The organism is Amycolatopsis sp. NPDC004378, assembly GCF_053602455.1.
Genome location: NZ_JBSGDR010000001.1, coordinates 1043030 through 1062817, shown reverse-complemented (window position 1 = coordinate 1062817; position 19788 = coordinate 1043030). Strand labels below are relative to the sequence as shown.

At 73.1% G+C, this 19788-nt stretch carries 26 protein-coding genes; 18 read left to right on the top strand and 8 right to left on the bottom strand.

Annotation, left to right across the window (positions count from 1 at the left end; translation table 11 throughout):
- Positions 1-798: 798 nt before the first annotated feature.
- The 12 genes from ACWEN0_RS05250 to ACWEN0_RS05195 all read left to right on the top strand — a co-directional run bounded on the left by ACWEN0_RS05250 (position 799) and on the right by ACWEN0_RS05195 (position 8215).
- Positions 799-1992, top strand: a complete 1194-nt coding sequence (locus ACWEN0_RS05250; protein ID WP_451969106.1) for a MurT ligase domain-containing protein — start codon at positions 799-801, stop codon at positions 1990-1992.
- Positions 1985-2701: a type 1 glutamine amidotransferase gene (locus tag ACWEN0_RS05245; protein ID WP_451969104.1), complete on the top strand. Its 717-nt coding sequence runs from the start codon at positions 1985-1987 to the stop codon at positions 2699-2701. The genes ACWEN0_RS05250 and ACWEN0_RS05245 overlap by 8 nt, the downstream gene beginning before the upstream one ends.
- A gap of 61 nt (positions 2702-2762) precedes the next feature.
- The gene (locus tag ACWEN0_RS05240; protein WP_451969102.1) at positions 2763-4151 is read left to right on the top strand and encodes a sensor histidine kinase; all 1389 of its coding nucleotides are present in this window, start codon (positions 2763-2765) and stop codon (positions 4149-4151) included.
- Positions 4151-4831 carry a response regulator transcription factor gene (locus ACWEN0_RS05235; RefSeq protein WP_451969100.1) on the top strand — a complete coding sequence of 227 codons (681 nt, stop codon included), beginning with the start codon at positions 4151-4153 and terminating at the stop codon, positions 4829-4831. The genes ACWEN0_RS05240 and ACWEN0_RS05235 overlap by 1 nt, the downstream gene beginning before the upstream one ends.
- Positions 4832-5015: 184 nt before the next feature.
- A complete protein-coding gene (gene gvpO, locus ACWEN0_RS05230) occupies positions 5016-5333 on the top strand; it encodes a gas vesicle protein GvpO (protein WP_451969098.1) in 318 nt (105 codons plus the stop codon).
- Positions 5334-5341: 8 nt separating this feature from the next.
- Entirely contained in the window at positions 5342-5665 is a 324-nt protein-coding gene (locus ACWEN0_RS05225) for a gas vesicle protein (protein ID WP_451969096.1), read from the top strand.
- Positions 5662-6396 carry a GvpL/GvpF family gas vesicle protein gene (locus ACWEN0_RS05220; protein ID WP_451969094.1) on the top strand — a complete coding sequence of 245 codons (735 nt, stop codon included), beginning with the start codon at positions 5662-5664 and terminating at the stop codon, positions 6394-6396. Before ACWEN0_RS05225 ends, ACWEN0_RS05220 begins: the two co-directional genes overlap by 4 nt.
- A complete protein-coding gene (gvpJ, locus tag ACWEN0_RS05215) occupies positions 6389-6538 on the top strand; it encodes a gas vesicle protein GvpJ (protein ID WP_451969092.1) in 150 nt (49 codons plus the stop codon). Before ACWEN0_RS05220 ends, gvpJ (ACWEN0_RS05215) begins: the two co-directional genes overlap by 8 nt.
- Positions 6535-6750: a gas vesicle protein GvpK gene (gene gvpK / locus ACWEN0_RS05210; protein WP_451969090.1), complete on the top strand. Its 216-nt coding sequence runs from the start codon at positions 6535-6537 to the stop codon at positions 6748-6750. Before gvpJ (ACWEN0_RS05215) ends, gvpK begins: the two co-directional genes overlap by 4 nt.
- Positions 6751-7068, top strand: a complete 318-nt coding sequence (gene gvpJ / locus ACWEN0_RS05205; protein WP_451969088.1) for a gas vesicle protein GvpJ — start codon at positions 6751-6753, stop codon at positions 7066-7068.
- Positions 7065-7625 (top strand): GvpL/GvpF family gas vesicle protein, encoded by a 561-nt coding sequence (locus ACWEN0_RS05200; RefSeq protein ID WP_451969086.1) that lies wholly within the window; start codon positions 7065-7067, stop codon positions 7623-7625. Before gvpJ (ACWEN0_RS05205) ends, ACWEN0_RS05200 begins: the two co-directional genes overlap by 4 nt.
- Positions 7626-7699: 74 nt before the next feature.
- Positions 7700-8215 carry an NHL repeat-containing protein gene (locus tag ACWEN0_RS05195; protein ID WP_451969084.1) on the top strand — a complete coding sequence of 172 codons (516 nt, stop codon included), beginning with the start codon at positions 7700-7702 and terminating at the stop codon, positions 8213-8215.
- Here ACWEN0_RS05195 and ACWEN0_RS05190 read toward each other — a convergent pair.
- Genes ACWEN0_RS05190 through ACWEN0_RS05180 form a run of 3 tightly spaced genes read right to left on the bottom strand, consistent with a single transcriptional unit; the run spans position 8212 to position 9769 of the window.
- Positions 8212-8613, bottom strand: coding sequence for a CoA-binding protein (locus ACWEN0_RS05190; protein WP_451969082.1), 402 nt, complete (start codon positions 8611-8613; stop codon positions 8212-8214). The two genes, ACWEN0_RS05195 and ACWEN0_RS05190, sit on opposite strands and share 4 nt — an antisense overlap.
- Before the next feature lie 23 nt (positions 8614-8636).
- The gene (locus ACWEN0_RS05185) at positions 8637-9209 is read right to left on the bottom strand and encodes a hypothetical protein (protein ID WP_451969080.1); all 573 of its coding nucleotides are present in this window, start codon (positions 9207-9209) and stop codon (positions 8637-8639) included.
- Between the two features lie 56 nt (positions 9210-9265).
- Entirely contained in the window at positions 9266-9769 is a 504-nt protein-coding gene (locus ACWEN0_RS05180; protein WP_451969078.1) for a VOC family protein, read from the bottom strand.
- 140 nt (positions 9770-9909) lie between these two features.
- Between ACWEN0_RS05180 and ACWEN0_RS05175 the strand changes: the two genes are divergently transcribed.
- Together ACWEN0_RS05175 and ACWEN0_RS05170 are read left to right on the top strand one after the other, a co-directional pair.
- A complete protein-coding gene (locus tag ACWEN0_RS05175) occupies positions 9910-10701 on the top strand; it encodes a 2-keto-4-pentenoate hydratase (RefSeq protein WP_451969076.1) in 792 nt (263 codons plus the stop codon).
- On the top strand, positions 10698-11453 hold the full coding sequence (locus ACWEN0_RS05170) for a 2-keto-4-pentenoate hydratase (RefSeq protein WP_451969074.1): 756 nt from the start codon (positions 10698-10700) through the stop codon (positions 11451-11453). The genes ACWEN0_RS05175 and ACWEN0_RS05170 overlap by 4 nt, the downstream gene beginning before the upstream one ends.
- 56 nt (positions 11454-11509) lie before the next feature.
- Here ACWEN0_RS05170 and ACWEN0_RS05165 read toward each other — a convergent pair whose 3' ends face one another.
- Together ACWEN0_RS05165 and ACWEN0_RS05160 are read right to left on the bottom strand one after the other, a co-directional pair.
- Positions 11510-12394 (bottom strand): alpha/beta fold hydrolase, encoded by an 885-nt coding sequence (locus ACWEN0_RS05165; protein WP_451969072.1) that lies wholly within the window; start codon positions 12392-12394, stop codon positions 11510-11512.
- Complete coding sequence (locus tag ACWEN0_RS05160) at positions 12394-13869, bottom strand: WS/DGAT/MGAT family O-acyltransferase (protein WP_451969070.1); 1476 nt, start codon at positions 13867-13869, stop codon at positions 12394-12396. Before ACWEN0_RS05160 ends, ACWEN0_RS05165 begins: the two co-directional genes overlap by 1 nt.
- 232 nt (positions 13870-14101) lie before the next feature.
- Between ACWEN0_RS05160 and ACWEN0_RS05155 the strand changes: the two genes are divergently transcribed.
- Positions 14102-15037: a hypothetical protein gene (locus ACWEN0_RS05155; RefSeq protein ID WP_451969068.1), complete on the top strand. Its 936-nt coding sequence runs from the start codon at positions 14102-14104 to the stop codon at positions 15035-15037.
- Here the strand turns inward: ACWEN0_RS05155 and ACWEN0_RS05150 are convergent.
- Complete coding sequence (locus tag ACWEN0_RS05150) at positions 14937-16919, bottom strand: ABC transporter ATP-binding protein (protein ID WP_451969864.1); 1983 nt, start codon at positions 16917-16919, stop codon at positions 14937-14939. The two genes, ACWEN0_RS05155 and ACWEN0_RS05150, sit on opposite strands and share 101 nt — an antisense overlap.
- Before the next feature lie 369 nt (positions 16920-17288).
- Positions 17289-17756 (bottom strand): DUF1579 family protein, encoded by a 468-nt coding sequence (locus tag ACWEN0_RS05145; RefSeq protein ID WP_451969066.1) that lies wholly within the window; start codon positions 17754-17756, stop codon positions 17289-17291.
- Positions 17757-17804: 48 nt separating this feature from the next.
- On the opposite strand from ACWEN0_RS05145, the gene ACWEN0_RS05140 reads away from it, so the two are divergent.
- Positions 17805-18251, top strand: a complete 447-nt coding sequence (locus tag ACWEN0_RS05140) for a MarR family winged helix-turn-helix transcriptional regulator (RefSeq protein WP_451969064.1) — start codon at positions 17805-17807, stop codon at positions 18249-18251.
- Positions 18252-18253: 2 nt separating this feature from the next.
- Here ACWEN0_RS05140 and ACWEN0_RS05135 read toward each other — a convergent pair whose 3' ends face one another.
- On the bottom strand, positions 18254-18709 hold the full coding sequence (locus ACWEN0_RS05135; RefSeq protein ID WP_451969062.1) for a winged helix-turn-helix transcriptional regulator: 456 nt from the start codon (positions 18707-18709) through the stop codon (positions 18254-18256).
- 89 nt (positions 18710-18798) lie between these two features.
- On the opposite strand from ACWEN0_RS05135, the gene ACWEN0_RS05130 reads away from it, so the two are divergent.
- Complete coding sequence (locus ACWEN0_RS05130) at positions 18799-19386, top strand: dihydrofolate reductase family protein (protein ID WP_451969061.1); 588 nt, start codon at positions 18799-18801, stop codon at positions 19384-19386.
- A gap of 17 nt (positions 19387-19403) precedes the next feature.
- Positions 19404-19787 carry a TIGR03618 family F420-dependent PPOX class oxidoreductase gene (locus ACWEN0_RS05125; protein WP_451969060.1) on the top strand — a complete coding sequence of 128 codons (384 nt, stop codon included), beginning with the start codon at positions 19404-19406 and terminating at the stop codon, positions 19785-19787.
- The last annotated feature ends 1 nt before the right edge of the window (position 19788 follow it).

Here is a 19788-nt window from a genome sequence, read left to right as displayed (position 1 = left end):
CCTGGATACGCTCGATCCGGGGGCGGAGCCCAGTGCCTTTGCGGAGGTCGGCGAGGAGTCGTTCCCGCCGGGCGGCGAGTCCGGCCGCGGCGATCCGGGCCCGACGGGTGGCGACCCGGACCCGATGCGCGGCGACCAGGGGCCTCGGCAAGCCGGGCATTCGGGCGAGCCGGGGACTCGGCGGCCCAGGGGACTCGGCGGCCCAGGGGACTCGGCCGCCCTGGGCACTCGGCGGCCCAGTGGACTCGGCGGCCCAGGGGACCCGGCGGACTAAAGGCCCAGGGCACCCGGTGGCCCAGGGACACCCAGCAGCCCAGGCGAACCGGCGGACTAGGGGCACCCAGCGGCTCAGGGGAACCCTGCGGACCAGGGCACCCGTGACCCAGGGGGACCCGTGACCCAGGGGGACCCGTGACCCAGGGCCCCGGCAAGCCGGGCGACCCCGCCCCCCGGGCGCTCAATGAACCCGGGTAGTCGGGCGGCCCCGAGCAGCCGCTACAGCCCAGGGTGACCAAAGCTTCCGGCGCACCACCAGCGCCCGGCGAAGCCCGAGCGGCCCGCGGCAACCCCGGCGGCGGCCGCCGCGGCAACCCCGGCGGCAACCCATGGGCACCCGCGACCCGGGAGCACCCGGCAAGCCACGTGCCCCCGCGACCGCCCCCCAAGACGGCCGCAACGGCCGCCGCAGTCTCAGGGCGCCTCCGGGTGGTCCGAGTCACGGACTCAGGAAACTCACAGCGCCCGGCGAGCACCATGCAGCCGGTGACCGCACGCAGCCCTTTTCGTACCCGTGCGTCCGTGGCCGCCGGGCGGGCGACCGCCTGGCTCTCGCGCAGTACCGGCCTCGGGCGCGGGGGTGTCATCGGTGGGCGCGTCGCCCTCGCGCTCGATCCGCGGGCTCTTCGGCGGCTCGGGCGGGAGCGGACCGTCGTGCTCGTCACCGGGACCAACGGCAAGACCACCACCTCGCTGATGCTCACCCGCGCCATCGAGGCGCTCGCTGAGGTCGCCGCCAACAGCGATGGTGCCAACATGCCCGACGGCGTCCTCGCCGCGCTGGCCGCGCGGCCCGAGGCGCCCTACGCCGTGCTCGAGGTCGACGAAACCTACGTGCCCTGGGTCGCCGAGCAGCTGAAACCCGCTGTCCTCGTGCTGCTCAACCTCAGCCGGGACCAGCTCGACCGCGTCGGCGAGGTCCGGTCGACCGAACGCGACCTGCGGGCCGCCATCGCCGGGCAGGAGGGCACCGTCGTCGTCGCCAACTGCGATGACGTGCTCGTCACCTCCGCGGCCAGCGCGGCCGCGAAGCCCGTGTGGGTCGCCACCGGCCGCCGGTGGACCGGCGACTCCACCGCCTGCCCGCGCTGCGACGGGCCCATCCGGCACCAGGACAAGCACTGGAGCTGCGAGTGCGGCCTCGCCCGGCCGGAACCCGCCTGGACCCTCGACGGCGACCTCGTCAGCACGCCCGGTGGCCGGCAGGTCGACCTCGACCTGCGGCTGCCCGGGGACGCGAACCGCGCGAACGCCGCCTTCGCGCTGGCCGCCGCGCACCGGCTCGGCGTGCCGCCGCACACCGCCGCCGCGCGGCTGCGGACCATCGCCGACATCGGCGGGCGCTACCGGACGGTCCGGCGGTCGCGGCACTTCGTGCGGCTGATGCTGGCGAAGAACCCGGCCGGCTGGGCCGAAACGCTGCGCGTGCTCGACGAGGACACCCCGGTCGTCGTCGCCGTCAACGCCCAGGAGGCCGACGGCCGCGACCTGTCCTGGCTCTGGGACGTGCACTTCGAGCGGCTCCGCGGCCGCCAGGTCGTCGTCACCGGCGAGCGTGGCGCCGACCTTTCCGTGCGGCTCTGCTACGCCGAGGTCGCGCACTGGACCGACCCCGACCCGGTCGCCGCGATCGACGCGCTGCCGCCCGGCGGTGTCGAGCTCGTCGCCAACTACACCGCGTTCCGCGACCTGGTGGGCAGGTTGCCCGGTGGCTGACTCGATCGTCCAAATCGGACTGCTCCTGCCCGAGGTGCTCGGGACCTACGGCGACACCGGCAACGCGCAGGTGCTCTGCCAGCGGCTGCGCTGGCGCGGGTTCGACGCCGAGGTCGTGCCGGTCGGGCTGGGCGACCCCGTTCCGTCCACTTTGGACCTCTACCTGCTCGGCGGCGGCGAGGACGGCGCGCAGGCGCTGGCCGCCGCGCACCTGCGCAGGTACCCCGGCCTGCGCCGCGCGGTGGCGAACCGCGCCGTGGTGTTCGGCGTCTGCGCCGGCCTGCAGGTGCTCGGCACCCGCTTCCGCGGGATCGACGGCGTCGACCACGACGGGCTCGGCCTGCTCGACGTCAGCACCGAGCCCGGCGAGCGGCGGGCCGTCGCGGAGCTGGTGGCGACGTCGACCGGCCTGCTGGAGGACGCGCCGCTCACCGGGTTCGAGAACCACCTCGGCGTGAGCAAGCTCGGCGCCGACAGCGCGCCGCTCGGGCGGGTCGTGCGCGGCACCGGGAACGGCGACGGCACCGAGGGCGCGCTGACCGACCGGGTCGTCGGCACGTACCTGCACGGCCCGGCGCTCGCCCGCAACCCGGCGCTCGCGGACCTGCTGCTGACCTGGACCACCGGGCACCCGCTGCCGCCGCTCGCCGTGCCCGAGGTCGACCGGCTGCGCGTCGAGCGGCTCACCGCCACGCGCCGGCGCCGCTGAGCCCGTGGACGTGTCCGTGCCGGAGCCGCGTCCGGTGGCCCTGCGCGGTTACGCTGCGTTGGTGAGATTGGGCAGGGTGATCGCCGCGACCGGCGTGCGCATGCGGACCACGGCCGTGGCCGTGTTCGCGCTCGCACTGGCCATCGCCGCCGCTCTCGCCGTCGTCGTGGTGCTGCTCGAGGAGTCGCTCGACCGCAGCGTCACCGAGAGCGCGCGCAGCACCGGCCGCCAGGTCGCGATCCAGCTGGTCCGCGAGGGCGCGCGCGACCTGAGCGCGTCCGACGTCGCGAGCACCGGGGACACCGAGGCCGTCACCCAGGTGCTGAACGCGCAGGGCCGGCCGATCGCGAGCGACCCGGCGATCGTCGGGCACCCGCCGCTGACCACCGCCCACCCGACGGTCGGGCACGAAGCCATCGAGACCCTCCCGCTCGGGCTCAACGGCGACAGCGACGACTACCGCGTCGTGTCGCAGCAGGTCAACGGGCCGGGCGGGCCGTACACCGTGATCTCCGCGCGGTCGCTGGAGCCGGTGACCGAGGCGTCGACGCGGCTGACGCTGCTGCTCGGCCTGATCGCCGTCCCGCTGCTGGCGATCTCCGGGCTGGCCGTCTACCGCGCGGTCGGCTCGGCGCTGCGGCCGGTCGAGCGGATGCGCCGGACCGTCGCCGAGATCTCGACGCGCGACCTCGCCGCCCGGGTCCCGCTGCCGCCGGGCGGCGACGAGGTGCACCGGCTGGCCGTGACGCTCAACGAGATGCTCGGGCGCCTCGCGTCGGCGCAGGCGGCGCAGCGCCGGTTCGTCGCGGACGCCAGCCACGAGCTGCGGTCGCCGCTCTCGACGATCAGCACCGCGCTGGACGTCTCGGGGCGGCACCCGGAAAGCACCGAAGACCTGGTCCCCGTGATCGCCCGGGAGACCGCCCGGCTGCGCGAGCTCGTCGACGACCTGCTCATGCTCGCCCGCACCGACGACACGACCGACCGGCCGTCGCGCACCGAGGTGGACCTCGACGACATCGTCCGCGCCGAGGCCGAGCGGGTCCGCGCCGAGTGCGCGCTGGCCATCGAGGTCCGCGCCGGGCCGGCGAAGGTGCGCGGCAGCGAGGCCCAGCTGCGGCGGGCGGTGCGCAACCTGGTCGACAACGCCCGCGGGCACGCGCGCTCGCACATCCGCGTCGCCAGCTCGGTGCGCGGAGACCTCGCCGTCGTCGAGGTGAGCGACGACGGCCCCGGCGTCGGCGTGGCCGACCGCGAACGGATCTTCGAGCGGTTCGTCCGGCTCGACGCGTCGCGGCAGCGCGACCACGGCGGCACCGGTCTCGGCCTGCCGATCGTGGCCGGCATCGCGGCACGCCACGGCGGGCGGGCGCGCTACGCCGCGTCGGACGAGCCGGGCGCGCGGTTCGTGCTCGAGCTGCCGGTGCTCGAACTGCCGGAGGAGGAGTAGTGCGGCTGCTGATCGTCGAGGACGAGCGCGAGTTCGCGGAGACGCTGCGGCGCGGGCTGGTGGCCGAGGGGTTCACCGTCGACGTCGCGCACACCGGCCGGGACGGCCTCTGGCGGGCGACCGAGCAGGAGTACGACGTCGTCGTGCTCGACATCATGCTGCCCGAGCTCTCCGGCTACGAGGTCCTGAAACGCATGCGGGCGGCCGAAAACTGGACGCCGGTGCTGATGCTCACCGCCAAGGACGGCGAGTACGACGAAGCCGACGCGTTCGACCTCGGCGCCGACGACTACCTGTCGAAGCCGTTCTCCTTCGTCGTCCTCATCGCCCGGCTGCGGGCGCTGCTGCGGCGCGGGGCGCCGGCCCGCCCGGCCGTGCTGGAGGCGGGCGACCTGCGGCTCGACCCGTCCGCCCGCACTGTCCACAGAGGACACCAGCGGATCGAGCTGACCGCGCGGGAGTTCGGGTTGCTGGAGTTCCTGCTGCGGCGGGCGGGCACCGCGCTGACGAAGAACGAGATCCTCGGCCACGTCTGGGACGCGCACTACGACGGCGACGAAAACGTCGTCGAGGTGTACATCGGGTACCTGCGGCGCAAGATCGACGTGCCGTTCGGCACCCGGACCATCGAGACGGTCCGGGGTGTCGGGTACCGGCTGGTGGACGTTACTCGATCGTGATCTCCGGGGCGGAATCCGGGAATTGGTTCCGCCGGGTGCTGCGGGGTTCCGCCGTTTGCCGCCGCCGGTTGCCGCGGATCGCCCAACTCTTCTCGCGAACCGGTGAAAAATACCGTACTGCGGGTCTCTGCCGGGTGCTTGTGCCCATTGCTACGGTGGGCACCCACCCGCGACAAGGAAAGCGATGACGGAATCGCCGCAGCCGTTCCACGTTCAAAGCGAAAGGCCTGAGAAATCCGTTTCCCCGCTCCGCGCCGCCGACGCGATTCGTGAAGCGACCGCCCTGTTCGGGGTGATCACGGGGCTGACCCCGCACGCCGTGACCGGGGTGCGCACGCGCGCCGAAGGCGGCTGGTCCGTGCTCGTCGACGTCGTCGAGCTGGCCCGGATCCCGGACTCCACCAGCGTCATGGCCACTTACCGGGTCGACATCGACGCCACGGGCGAGCTCACCGCGTGCGAACGGCTGCGGCGGTTCACCCGCGGCGCCACCGATTCCTGAAAGGAAGGGTGACAAGATTGGCCGCTTCGTCCGATTCATTGGCCGACATTCTGGAACGCGTGCTCGACAAGGGTGTCGTGATAGCCGGTGACATCGGCGTCAGCGTCGTGGACGTCGAATTGCTGACCCTGCGGATCCGGCTGTTCATCGCCTCCGCCCAGACCGCCCGGGAAATGGGGATGGACTGGTGGACGAACGACCCGTTCTTCGCGCCGAACGCGGCCCGCGGAGAACTCGGCGGTGTCGCCGGAAAGAAGACGGACCTGGCGGCGCGCGTCGCCGAACTCGAGGCTCGGCTGCCCGTGCCGAGCGGAAGGGAAGAACCCCGGTGAGCACCCGGAACTGGCTCTGCGCGTACGCGATCACGCGAAACCGGCCGACCGCCCTGGACCTGGACCCGGCGCCGCGGCTGATCGGCTACCGGGACCTCGGCGTGGTCGTCTCCGAGGTGGCCCCGGCGCGCTTCGACCGCATCGACACGCTCGACCCGGTCGACGGCGCGCTCGCCGAACTGGCCCGCGAGCACGACGCCGTGGTGCGCGCGGTGTTCCGCCACGAACCGGTGCTGCCGCTGCGGTTCGGCACGGTGCTCGACGGCGAGGCCGCCGCGCTGAAACTGCTGGAAACCGCCTACGAACAGGCGCGCGACTGCCTCGACGAGGTCGACGGGCACCGCGAGTGGGGCGTCCGGGTGCGGCACGTCGAACCCGCGTCGACCACCCGGCCGGACGCCTCGGGGCTGACCGGCACGCAGTACCTCGTCCGCCGGCGAGAACGGCTGAAGGCGCTTCAGCAGGCTCGCGAAGACGTCGCCGGCGCGGCCGGACGGCTCCGGGACGCGTTGGGCCGGCACGCCGCCGGCAGCGTCGAGCGCGCGCGGCCGCACGGCGTGCTGCTCAACACCGCCTTCCTCGTCGAAACCGGGCGGGAAGCCGCGTTCCACGCCGAGTTCGAGTGGTTCGCCCGCGAGCTGCGCGGGGCGGGGGCGACGGTGGAGACGTCCGGGCCGTGGCCGCCGTACTCGTTCACCGACGTCGAGCTGGGGGTGACGGCCGGTGGCTGACGCCGTCGAGTCCGTCGCCGACCTGCTCGACCGCGTCGTGCACCGCGGTGCGGTGGTGACCGGGGACGTGGTCATCTCGCTCGCCGGCATCGACCTGGTGCGGCTCGACCTGCGGCTGCTGCTGCTCGGGCTCGAAGGATGAGCGAGCCCGTCCGGATCCCCGCCGACGCCGGCCGCGGGCTCGGCCACCTGGTCGTCACCGTGCTCGACATCCTCCGCGAAGTGCTCGAACGCCAAGCGCTGCGGCGCATGGAGACCCTCACCCCCGCCCAGGTCGAAGACCTCGGCCAGGCCTTGATCGCGCTGGAGATCCGGTTCGCCGAGATCCGCGCGGCCCTCGACGAAAGGATCTAAGTGAGCAGACCGGGACAGACCGGCGGAGGACTCGCGGACACGCTCGACATCCTGCTGGACAAGGGACTCGTGATCGACGCGTCGGTGCGGGTGTCGGTGATCGGGATCGAGCTGCTGGCCATCGAGGCGCGGATCGTGATCGCGAGCGTCGACACCTACATCCGCTACCTCGAAGCCATGCAGCGGCTGCAGGGCACGACCGCGCCCGGGCAGCTCTCGCAGGGACTCGGGCAGACCACCGGACTCATCCCGCCGCCCCCGCCGACGCCCGCGGTGGCCGTGCCGGTCGAGCCGGCGATCCCGGTCGATCAGCCGTGACGCTGCAGCTCTACGGCGTCGTGCGGTCCGGGCACCCGCGGGCGCCGCGGACGGTGCGCTGGGAAGACCTGGCGATGGTCGTCGGCGAGCCCGAGCCGGACCCGGCCGCGCACCTGGCCGTGGTGTCCGCGCTCGTCGAGGGCGGCCCGGTGCTGCCGATCCGGTTCGGCACGGTGGCCGAGGACGAAGAGGCCGTGCGCGCGGAGGTGCTGGCCCCGGCGGCCGGCACCTACCGCGCCGACCTCGACCGGCTCGACGGGCTGGCCGAGGTGCACGTCTGCCTGCGGTTCGCCGAACCCGGCTCGGCGTGGCGGGCCGCCCGCTCCGACGGGCTGCTTTCGGCCGTGGCCGACCGCGCCCGCGACTCCGTGTCGCTGCCGCCGGGCGAGTCGGCCGACGAGCGGTGGGCGTTCCTGGTCGGGCTGGGCGACCTGCTCGTCGTCCGCGAGGCCGTCGCCGGGCTCGGCCGCGCCGGCGGTGTCCAGGCGGACTGGATCGGGCCCCTGCCCGCGTACAGCTTCCTCGAGCGGCGGGCCTGCTCGCGGTGGAGCTGGTGAGCGCCGGAGAAACAGCTCTTGAACACTCTTTTCGACACTGGCCACCACCGCCCGTGATCGGCGATCCTGGCGGCGTGACCACCAGTGAGCTCGCCGCCATCGGCGGGCCCGGCTCCGGGCCGGGCCGGTTCCGCGCGCCGTCGGGTGTCGCCGTCGACGCGCGCGGGCGGATCTGGGTGGCCGACACCGGCAACGACCGCGTCCAGGCCTTCACCCGCGACGGCTACCTCGTGCGCGTCATCGCCGGACGGCTCAAGGCGCCGGAAGCGGTCGCGGTCGACGCGGCGGGCAACGTCTACGTGGCCGACACCGGCAACCGCCGGGTGGCGCAGTACTCGTGGCAGGGCGGGTTCGTGCGTGAGTTCCCGGACCTGGACCGGCCCCGCGGCGTCGCGCTGGACCGCGCCGGACGCCTCCTGGTCTACGACACCGACCGCGTCGCGCGCTTCGACACCCGCACGGGCACGGCGTTGGCCGACGGCTCCGAATGGGCCGGATCGGCGCGCGACCGCGCGGAAGACGGGCACGGCGGCGTCTGGGTGGCCGACACCGGGCACCACCGGATCGTCCACTTCGGAGTGTCGCGCTAGTTCTTCGAGATCGCGGCGGTCGCGCGGACCACGGCCGTGCAGCGGTTCTCGACGTACTCGAGCCCGCCCTCTTCGGCGATGCGGCGCGCCTCGGCGGAGACGATGCCCTGCTGCAGCCACAGCGCCTTGGCCCCGATCTCGACGGCCTCGCGCGCGATCCCGGGGGCTTCGGGCGACGGGCGGAAGACGTCGACGAGGTCGACCGGCTCCGGGATGTCCTTGCGCGACCGGTACACCTTCTCGCCGAGCAGCTCGGTAGCCGTCGGGTGCACCGGGATGATGCGGAAGCCGTGCGCCTGCAGCACGGCGGGGACGCCGTGCGCGGCCTTGGCCGGGTCGCGGCTCAGGCCGACCACGGCGATGGTCTTGGCGCCTTCGAGGATCTCCGCTGCGTTCATGCCGGTGGAACGCGCGGCGGGCGTCAAAGCTTCCAGAGCCGCAGGCCGCGGACGCGGTAGACGGGCCAGATCACGTGCCAGGGCTTGCGGCGGGCGAACGCGGCGGCGCAGATGAGCACGTTGCGCGCGGACGTCGTCGCCACCTCGTGCCGGTCCGGCCAGGCTTCGCCCTGGGCGCCGACGGCGATGCGGAACACCGTGAGCAGGCCGCGGCCCTGCAGGTCGTACTTGGCGCCGGTGTCGCCGGAGTCCGGGGCCAGCTCGAGGATTTCGGCGCCGAACGCGCGGGCGGCCTGCGGCGCGACTTCGGCGGGCACCGCGCCGACGCTGCGCGTGATCGCCTTGCCGTGCAGCCGGCGCGCGTAGCGCCACAACAGCGCGCGCTCCCACCACGGCAGCAGCCGGTGGTGGGCCAGCAGCGCGGCGCATTCGCCGTGGCCGATGGCGAAGATGCTCGTCAGCTCGTCGTAGCTGCCGTTGGCCGCCGGTTCGTTCAGGTGCAGCCGCACCTCGAACCGCGTGCGCGCGGTGAGCTCGTCGAGCAGCTCGCGGTGATCGAGCCGCGCTTTCGCGTGGGAGAGCGACCAATCGGCCATCGGACCTCCAGACGTCGCGCACAGGCTAGACGGCGCGCGACGCCCGGCACAGGAGTTCAGCCGATCTTCTCGCCGTACATCTCGCCGAGCGGGTCGGAGATCAGCTCGACGCGGGCACCGTCCGGGTCGGACAGGTAGATGGACGTCTTGCTCTCCAGCAGGTACTGCACGCCGTTTTCGTCGAGCTTGTCCTTGATGGCGCTCCACCGGTCGGGGGTGACCGACAGCGCCAGGTGGTGCAGTCCACCGAGGACTTCCGCGTACGGGCCGAGGTCCAGACCGGGCAGGTCGAAGAAGGCGACCGCGTTGCCGTTGCCGACGTCGAAGAAGAAGTGGCTGGAGCCGGGGTAATCACGGTTTTCGATCAGCTCGGTGAGCGGGAAGCCGAGGACGTCCTGGTAGAAGCGGATGGTCCGCTCGACGTCGCTGGAGATCAGCGCGGTGTGGTGGATGCCGCGGCCGTTCGTCGCCGGGCGGTCGGCGGCCGGGCGCAGGTGGCGCTCGCGCAGTTCGTCGCGGATCTCGGCGAGCTCGGTGACCTCGGCCTGGGTCGGTGCCATGTCCCTCACGTCCCTTCCTGGTGGTACCGCGAACGCTACGCCCCATTTGTCTCGCGCGCAAGAGGTTGTATCGCGAGAGTTCCGCTGGGTGGAACATCGAGACTTGTGTGCGGGGTGGCCGCACGGCAGAGTCACCTCGCGTGGACGCCAGCAGGGTGCAGGAGGCCGCCGCCGTACTGGCGCGGGCCTACGCGATGCGCGAGCCGATCGAGCCGCTGATCAAGACCTACCCGGACGCGGGCGTCGAGGACGCGTACCGGATCCAGCAGGAGCAGGTGCGGCAGTGGACCGAGGCCGGCGACTCGGTCCGCGGGCACAAGGTCGGGCTCGCCTCGGCCGCGATGCAGCGGCAGATGGGCGTCGACCAGCCCGACTACGGGCACCTCACCGGCGGCATGTTCCACCTCGAGCACCAGGCGATCCCGACCTCGGCGTTCCTGCAGCCGCGGATCGAGCCGGAGATCGCGTTCGTGCTCGGTTCGGCCCTGCGCGGCCCCGGCGTCACGGTCGCCGACGCGGTGCGCGCGGTCGACTTCGTCCTGCCCTCGCTGGAAATCGTCGACTCCCGGATCCGGGACTGGAAGATCTCGCTGTTCGACACGATCGCCGACAACGCGTCGTCCGGCGGGGTGGTGCTGGGCAGCAGCCCGACCGCGCTGGGGGCCGTGGACCTGCGGCTGGCGGGGTGCGTGCTCTACCGGAACGGCTCGGTGGCGGCGACCGGCGCGGGCGGCGCGGTGCTCGGCTCGCCGCTGAACTCGCTGGTGTGGCTGGCGAACACGGTGGGGCCGCTGGGCGTCACGCTCGAACCCGGGCACGTCGTGTTGCCGGGGTCGATGACCCGGGCGATCCCGGTCTCGCCGGGCGACACGATCGTCGCGACCATCGCCGGCCTCGGCAGCGTCACCGCAGTCTTCTCGGAGGAATCGTGAACGTGCGCGAAGCAGCCACTTCGCTGCTTGAGACGACTTCGGAGCGGGCCCCGCTTTCCGAGGAGTGGCCCGGGCTGGACGTCGACACCGCGTACGCGATCCAGGACGAAGCTCTGCGGCAGCGGCGAGCCCGCGGCGAGACGCTCGTCGGGGTCAAGCTGGGCCTGACGTCCCGGGCCAAGCAGGAGCGGATGGGCATCGACTCGCCGCTGCTGGCCTGGCTCACCGACGCGATGGTGCTGCCCGCGGGCGTCCCGGTGCCGCGGCTGATCCACCCGCGGGCCGAGCCCGAGCTGGTCTTCGTGCTGGGCCGCCGCCTGGCGGGCCCGGGCGTCACGGCGGCGACGGCGCTGGCCGCGGTCGAGAGCGTGTACGGCGGCATCGAGGTCATCGACAGCCGGTACACGGACTACCGCTTCACGCTCCCGGACGCCGTCGCGGACAACGGCTCGTCGGCGTACTTCGGCGTCGGCCCGGTCGGGCTCCCGCCCGCCTCGCTCGACCTTTCACTGGAGGCGGCGCTGCTGGAGGTCGACGGCCAGATCGTCGACACGGCGACCGGCGCGGCCGTCCAGGGCCACCCGGCCGAAGCCCTGGCCCTGGCGGCGAACGCCCTGGCCGCGCGGGGCCTGGCCCTGGAGCCGGGCTGGCTGGTGCTGACGGGCGGCATGACCGACGCGGTCCCGCTCCGCCCCGGCTCCCGCGTCGCGGCCCACTTCTCCCACCTGGGCTCGATCACCCTGTCCGGCTGAGCCGTGTCGACCTCCCAGTCACGCGTGATGCCCCTCCAATCACGCGTGATGCCTCTTCAATCACGCGTGTGCGCCACTTCCGCACGGTCGGCGATCCGCTTGATGCCGCCGACCACCCGCGGCCAGACCGCGCGGGGCAGGTCGTGGCCCATGCCGGGGACGACGTCGAGGTCGGCGCCCGGGATCGCGCGGGCCGTCGCGCGCCCGCCCGAGACGTGGACCAGCGGGTCCTTCGCGCCGTGCACGACCAGCGCCGGCACCCGGACCTTCCGCAGCTTCGGGGCGCGGTCGCGTTCGGCCATGATCGCCGCGAGCTGCCGCAGCGTGCCGCCCGGGGGCACACCGCGGTCGAACGTGCGCTCCGCCCGCAAGCGCATGCGCTCCTCGTCGAACGGGTAGCCGGGCGAGCCGATCAGCCGGAACGTCCGCACGAGCAGGTCGACGTAGTCCGCGCGGGTGCGCGGCGGCGCGCTGAGCAGCATCGACATCGCCCGCGGGCTCGGCCGGCCGACCAGCCGCCCGCCGGTGCTCGACATGATCGACGTCAGCGACAGCACCCGCGCCGGGTGCCGGACGGCCAGGGTCTGCGCGATCATCCCGCCCATCGACGCCCCGGCGACGTGCGCGGCCGGGACGCCGAGCACGTCCAGCAGCCCTGCGGCGTCGGCGGCCATGTCGGCCAGCGAGTACGGCGAACTGTGCAGCAGGTACGCCTGCGCGAGGGTGGCGCGGCCGCGCATCCGGCTCGACCGCCCGGAGTCGCGGTTGTCGAACCGGATCACGTAAAACCCTTGGGCGGCCAGGGTTTCGCAGAAGTCTTCGTCCCACCAGATCATCGGTGCGCCGAGGCCCATGACGAGCAGCAGCGGACGGCCGCCCGCGTCGCCGAACGTCTCGAAGCACAGCTCGACGTCGCCGACCGCCGCGACGCGCTCCGCCATCAGGCCTCCCGGGTGTGCTCGGCGGCCAGCTTGGTGAGCTCGGCCAGCGCGTCGTGCAGGTGGTCCACCAGGTCCCAGACGTCCGGGATCAGCTCGCGGCAGGCGACGAGCCCGAAGTCCAGCTTCCCGTCGTAGGACATCACGGTGATGTTCAGGCCGCCACTCGCGTCGGTGATCGCGGAGACCGGGTAGTTCGCGAGCATCCGCGCCCCGGCCAGGTACAGGGGCTTCTGCGACCCGGGGACGTTCGACACCACCAGGTTCACCACCGGCGCGGTGGCGCCGAGGAACAGCATGGTGGCGCGCGCGGCGAGCCCGCCGAGCGCGGCCGGCAGCATCCCGCTGAAGTCGACCAGCCACGACGCGGGCAGCGGCTGGTACCGCTGCTTCGCGGCGACCATCGCGCTGGTGACCTCGGCCAGCCGCGCGGCGGGGTCGGCGAGGTGCGTCGGCAGCGGCGCGAGCATGACCGACACCTGGTTGCCGGCGTCCTTCGCCTGCTCGGGCGTGCGGACCGAGAGCGGCACGAGCGTGACGAGCGGCTGCTCGGGCAGCGCGTCGTGGTCGACGAGCCAGCGGCGCATCACGGTGGCGCACAACGCCATCACGACGTCGTTGACCGTGACGCCGAAGACGTTCTTGACGTGCTTGACCTCGTCGAGCGGCAGCGAACCGTACGCGAAGCGGCGGTGCGGGCTGATCGGCCCGTTGAACGGCGTGTCCGGCGCCACGAGCCGCGGCCGCGCGGCCTCGTGGCGTCCGGAGCCCTGGCGCGTGACGCGGTTGAGCATGCTGCCGGCCTTCGCGAGCAGCCCGACGCCGGGGTAGCGGCCCAGGCCGGGGACTTCGTCGATGTGCTGGAGCAGCTTCGGCACCTGGAGGGCGGCTTTGACGGGGTGCAGCACGAGCTTCTTCGCGCCGTTGAGGGCGAGCGCGGCCGGGGTGGGGACGGGCTCCTTGACCGGCTGTTTCGGCGGGGCCTTCGGCTCCGGCTCGGCCGTGGTGTCCATGAGGACGCCGATCAGCTCGGCCCCCGAGACGCCGTCGATCGCGCTGTGGTGGACCTTCGTGTAGACGGCCACGTGGCCGTCCGGCAGGCCGTGGATGAGGTAGGCCTCCCACAACGGCCGCCGCCGGTCGAGCGGCCGCGCGGTCAGCCGCGCGATCTGCTCGGCGAGCTGCCGCTCGTCGCCCGGCGCGGGGAGCGCGATCTCGCGGACGTGGTACTCGAGGTCGAACTCGGGATCGTCGATCCAGTACGGGTGGTCGAGCCCGAACGGAACGGTCAGCAGCCGCCACCGGAGCGGCTTGGCGAGGTGCAGCCGCGAGCCGATGAGCTCCCGGAGGTCGTCGAGCGTGAGCCCGCCGCCGGGAGCGGTGGCGGGGTCGAGGATCGAAAGGCCACCGACGTGCCCGGTCGTGGTGGTGGACTCGGCGTTGAGGAACTGCACGTCCAGGGCGGTGAGCTGGCGCATGGGGCCTCCCTCGGCTCGGCAAGCCAGTCTGCCCCGCCGGGTCGCCGGGGGTAAATCCGCTGGCCGGGTGCGGAAGTCCACCCGCTCATGGGGGATCGTGCTGCGCCTCGAAGGGGATCCGGGACGGCCTGCCCGGCGGCGAGACTGCGTGCATGACGACGATTCGGCTCCCGCTCTCGCGGACGGAGTACGTCGCCTTCGGCTGCTCGGCGGGCGTGGGGAAGGTGTCGCGATGACCCTGGTTCGGCGGCCGCTGACTCGGGCCGAGGGTGCGGCGTCCACCTGGCTCGTGGCGCAGGCGGGGCTGGCCCTCCTGTGGCCGTTCGGGACCGGGTCGCCGTTCGGGGGTCGTGTCGGAATCGCGCTTCCCGTGGCCGGGCTTTGTGTTGCGGGCGCGGTGCTCGTGCCGGCGGCGCCGCGGCTGGTGGCCGTGGCCGGGGGCTGGGGTGCGTGCGTCGTGCTCGTTCTGGTCGTGCCGCACAACCTCGTGATGCAGGTGGCCTTCGGGCAGCCCGTCGAAGCGCCGCTGGTGTTCGCCTTCGTCGGCGGCTTGCTGTGCGGGCTCGCCGCCGATGCGCGTCGGGTGCGGACCGGCCGTGGCTGCCGGGTGTGCGGGCGGACGCGGCCGGTTGCCCGGCGGCCGGACGGCACGCTCGTGGCGCCGCGGTGGGCGCGGGTTGCCGTCGGGGTCGCCGTCTTCGTGCCGCTCGCCGGGTTCACGCTGCCGCACTGGTCGTGGGCGCTCGGCGTGCCGCTCGGCACCACCCGGGCCGGGGAGATGAGCGGCACGATCGCCGTCTCGCTCTTCGTGCTCGGGGCCGTTCCCGCCGTCGGTGCCGTGCTGACCGCCGGCCTGGCGCGGGGCTGGTCCCAGCGGTTTCCGCGGTGGGTGCCCGGGCTCGCCGGCCGCCGGGTGCCGGCGGCGCTCGCGATCACGCCGCCGCTCGTGGCCGGGTTGCTCGTCGGCCAGTACGGCGCACTGATGACGGGATGCGTCGCCTTCGGCCTCACGCCCGCCTGTGACCCGGGTGGAGCGGGCGAGGGGGCGCTGGCCGGTCAGTGGGCGTTCACGGCGACCTACCCGGTGTTCCTGGTGTGGGGCGCCGCGCTGCTCGTGGCGACGCTGGGCTTTCGGGCGACGACGAGGCCGTGTCCGGTGTGCCTTTGACGCGCGGCGCCGGGACGTCCGCGCCGTTCCGGTACGCGCGCGCCTGGATTTCGTACAGCTCGTGGTAGACGCCGCCCTCGCGGATCAGCTCGTCGTGCGTGCCCTGTTCGATCAGCCTTCCCTTCTCCAGCACCAGGATCCGGTCGGCGGACCGGATGTTGGCGAGCCGGTGGGTGACCAGCACCGTGGTCCGCCGGCCGCGGTGCGACGTGCTCGCGTGCTGCAGGCCGGCGAACACCCGGGCCTCGGCTCGGGCGTCGAGCGCCGCCGTCGGTTCGTCCGCCACCAGGACCGACGCGTCGCGGTAGATGCCGCGGGCGATGCCCATGCGCTGCCACTGGCCGCCGGACAGGTCGTGGCCCTCGTCGAACTTCTTCGACAGGACCGTGTTCTCCTTGGCGGGCAACGAATCGATGACCTCGTCCGCGCCCGAGTAGCCCACGGCTTCGCGCCACGCCCGGCGATCCGGGTCGGCGCGGCCGAGCCGGCCCACCGCGACGTTGTTCGCCGCCGTCATCGGCCACTCGGCCGGTTCCTGCGCGATGACGGCGATGTTCGCGTGCACCGACGCCGGGTCGGCGTGCGCGAGGTCGACGCCGTCCCAGCGCACCACGCCTTCGTCCGGCGGGTAGAGCCCGGTCAACAGCTTGCCGAGGGTGGTCTTGCCCGAGCCGTTCTCCCCGACGAGCGCGACCACTTCGCCGCGCCGGATCGTCAGCGAAACGTCCCGCAGCGCGGGCCTCTTCTGCCCCGGGTAGGTGAACGTGACGCCCTCCAGCCGGATCTCGGCCGGGTCGGGCGGCGCCGTCACCGCCGTCGGCGGCGGCTGCCGCTTCACCGATTCGACGAGCAGCTGGTTGTAGAACCCGATGTAGAACGAGTCCTCGTACAGCGCGTTGACCGCGCGCATGGTGTTGGACAGCGCCGTCGACGCCGTGCGCATCGCCAAGACCGCAGTGCCGGCCAGTGCCAGCTCCATCCCGCCGGAGTAGAGCAGCCAGCCGAGCACGAGGTACGCCGCCGCGGTGCCGAAGCCCGCCGCCGCCCGGCCGGTGGTCCGGACCAGGTTGCTGCGATGGGCCAGCCGCACCTCCTCCCGCGCCAGGCTGCGCGAGATGCGCCGGTACTCGCCGAGCAACGGCTCCTGCAGCGTCAGGGCGTGCCGCTCGAGGGCCATCGTGCGCCAGGTCGCGACCTCCTCGACGACCGACTTGCGGATGTTGCGCCCGACCGTGTCGAGGAAGTGCCGGTAGTTCAGCTTCGCGATGCGGGCGGCGGCCCAGCCGTCGGCCGCCGCGGCGAGCAGCAGCACCGGCGCCAGCCACGGGTTGAGCAGGCCCGCGGTGAGCATCGCCGCCGCGAGCGAGATCGCCGACGACGTCAGGTCGGCCAGCCGCCGCAGGCTGGTCTCGATCGACCGGACGCCGAACCGCGCGCCTTGCCGCGCCAGCTCGCGGAAGTCCGCGTCTTCGAACGCGATCAGCCCGACGCGGACGACCGCCGCCGTGACCGCGTCGTCCGCCGCGGCGGTGACGCGTGGCCGCAGTGCGCCCTCGACGGCGGCGACGGCCGCATCGAGCACCGCGCGCGCCGCGTACGACCCCGTGACGACCGCGATCGCGGGCAGCGACTGCAGCACCCGCTCGGGCGTGGGGCCTTGTTCGAGCAGCGCGGTGAAGACGTTCGCGGTGGCGAGGAGCCCGAACGCGGTGACGCAGCCCGAGACGACGTGCACGAACCCGGCCAGCAGCGTCAGCCGCGGCGACGTGCGCCAGGCCAGCCGCAGCACGACGGCGATCGCGTGTGGCAGCGCGCGCACCGCCTGGCCGAACCCCGCGGAGGCCACGCGTTCGTCGACGCGCGCCCATTCGGGCATCTTCATGTTCTCGACCCCGATCAGCGGGGTCGAGTCCGTGGGTTCCAGGGGCGGCCCGGCTGGTCTGCGCACGCGTTCATCTCTACTCCGGGGGTCCGACAATTTCGGGCGCCCGCGGCCCGGGCGAACCCCGGTGGACGGGGGTCGACGCTAGGCCGTTCGGGTGAAAGTAATCGTTTTCCCTGGGCCTCCGGCGGCATCGGGGACACACTCGCTTGCATACCGCGAAAGCGAGCAAGACCGAATAACTAATAATTGTTGTGAAATTGACCCACCGCAGGATCGCCCAGTTCGGCAGGTCCGCGGATGTGGTGGCAGAGACCGGAAACGGGTGACGTCCTCGAGCAAGGGGGGAGGGGTGTCACCCGTTTCCTCCTACCCGTTTTCCCGGGTGTACCGCGCACGCAGAAATGGGCTGAATTCGCGGTCTTCGCCCATCCGCACGTCGATTTCGTGGGTGAGGGTGTCGCCGTCCGGGGTGAGCCGGTGCCGGGCGACCCCGCGGGCGGTCTTCTTCTCCAGGACCAGGGTGGCGCCCGACCAGGCGCCGCGGGCGGGCGACTCGGGTGGGAAGCCGTAGCTGTCGAAGCCGTACGAGAGCGTCTCGCCGGTCTGCGGGTCGACGGTGAAGACGGTGTGCCCCAGGAACTCCGTGCCGTCGGTGCGGCGTTGCCGGTAGTCCTGGAGCAGTGCGAAACCGTTGAGTGTCAAGCGGTATGCGCACTTCGCGCGCGCGGCCGAGGCCGGCGCCCACGGCGACGCGGCGAGGTCTTCGGTGCCGGTCCAGTCGCCGACGAAGGCCTTCAGCGCGTCGTGCGCGGGCCCGAGGGTGGGCATGTCCATGCTCGCTCCATTTCGACAGGTGCCTGTCAATATGCGAGACTAGCACGCATGTGGTCGCAGCGAGCCGAGACGTTCACCCGGGTGATCGACGCCGTTTTCAAGGCCAATGGCGGTTTCCTGGCCGCGGGCGACGCGCTGACCGGGCCGGTCGGGCTGACGGCCGCGCAGTGGCAGGTGCTCGGCTTCCTCGAGGACGGCCCGGCGACCGCCGCCGAGGTCGCGCGCCGCCGCGGGCTGCGGCGCCAGAGCGTGCAGGAGACGGTGAACCGCCTGCTGCGCAACGGAATGCTCGACCGCCTGCCCAATCCGGCCGACGCGCGGGCGCCGCTGCTGTCGTTGACGCGACCGGCGAAGGCGGCCTTGCGGGAACTGGGCGCCGCGCAGGAAGCGTGGGCGGAGGACGTGGCCACGCAGGTGTCCCGGGAAGACCTGGAGACGACGCTGCGCACGTTGCGCCGGCTGCAGGAGGTCGTGGCCCAGCCGCGGCTGCCCTGAAGCTACTTCGCCGCGCCGGGGCCGGGCAGCGGATCGACGTCGCCGGCGTGCATCGGCTCGCCGCAGTGGGTGCAGCGGAGGTCGGCGGCGGCGATTTCGCCGCACGCGTGGTGCCGGTAGAGCACCGGCGGGCCGGCCTCGCCCGCCAGCCACTTGTCGCCCCAACGGGTCATGACCATGAGCATGTCGACCAGGTCGGCGCCTTTTTCGGTGAGGACGTACTCGAAGCGCGGACGCTGGTCGTACGGCCGCCGCTCGAGGACGCCCTGGTCGACGAGGTGGTTCAGCCGCTCGGTGAGGACCTTGCGCGAGATGCCGAGATCGGCCTGGAGCTGCTCGAACCGGCTGATGCCGACCCACACGTCCCGCAGGATCAGGGGCGACCAGGGTTCGCCGATGACGTCCAGCGTGCGCGCGATCGAGCACGCGGCCAGTTCGCTGAAGTTCGTGCGCTGCATGAGGCCACTTTAGCACTCGGGGTTCCCTTAAGGAACTTGAACTGCTACGGTTCTGGAGTCTCCTCAAGGAACTCGAAAGGACGGCTCCGATGAGCAAGGTGATCAGCGCCCACGCGGTGTCGGTCGACGGGTACATCACCGGCCGCGAACCCGGCCCCGGGAACGGGCTCGGCGACGGCGGGACGCTCTTCGACTGGTACACCGACGGCGACACGCGGAGCCGGGTGTTCGACTTCTTCAGCCTCAGCGAGCCGAGTGCCCGCGTGTTCGACAGCCTTGCCGGGCGCATCGGCGCCGTCGTCGCGGGCCGCAACACCTACGAGGACTCGGACCACTTCGGCGGCGGCAGCCCGCACCCGGGCGCCCCGCTCGTCCTGCTCAGCCACCGGCCGGCACCCGAACTGACCGACCGGCAGACCCTGGCCGGCGACGTCAAGGAAGCCGTCGAGGCGGCCCGCGCGGCGGCCGGCGGCAAGGACGTCGGCCTCATGGGCGGCGGCGCGCTGACCTCGGCGCTCGCGGCGGGACTGGTCGACGAGATCGTCCTCCACCAGGTCCCGGTGCTCCTCGGCGGCGGCCGCTCGTTCTTCCGGGAGCTGCCCTCGCACATCCGCCTCGAGCTGATCGAGGCCGTCCCCGCCCCCGGCGTCACCCACCTCCACTACGCAGTCGCCTGAACCCGAAGGAGCGCACCATGCTGAACGACGACGTCCGCCGGATCATCGCCACCACCGCGATCGGCCACCTCGCCACCGTCCTGCCCGACGGGGCCCCGCACTCGGTCCCGGTGTGGGTCGACCCGGAAGGCGACCGCATCGCGATCATGACCGGCCCGGACTCGGTCAAGGCCCGCAACCTGCGGCGCGACGCCCGGGTGGCGCTCTCCCTGACCCCCGTGGACAACCCGTTCGAGCCCGTGATCGTCCGCGGCCGCGTGGTCGAGTGGATCGACGGGGACGCCGGCTGGGCGATCGTGGACCGGATCGCGACCAAGTACCTCGGCCAGGGCTACCCGCGGGAGCAGGCCCGGGTGGTGGCCCTCATCGAGCCGGAGCGCCAGAGCGTGGGCATGGGCTGAC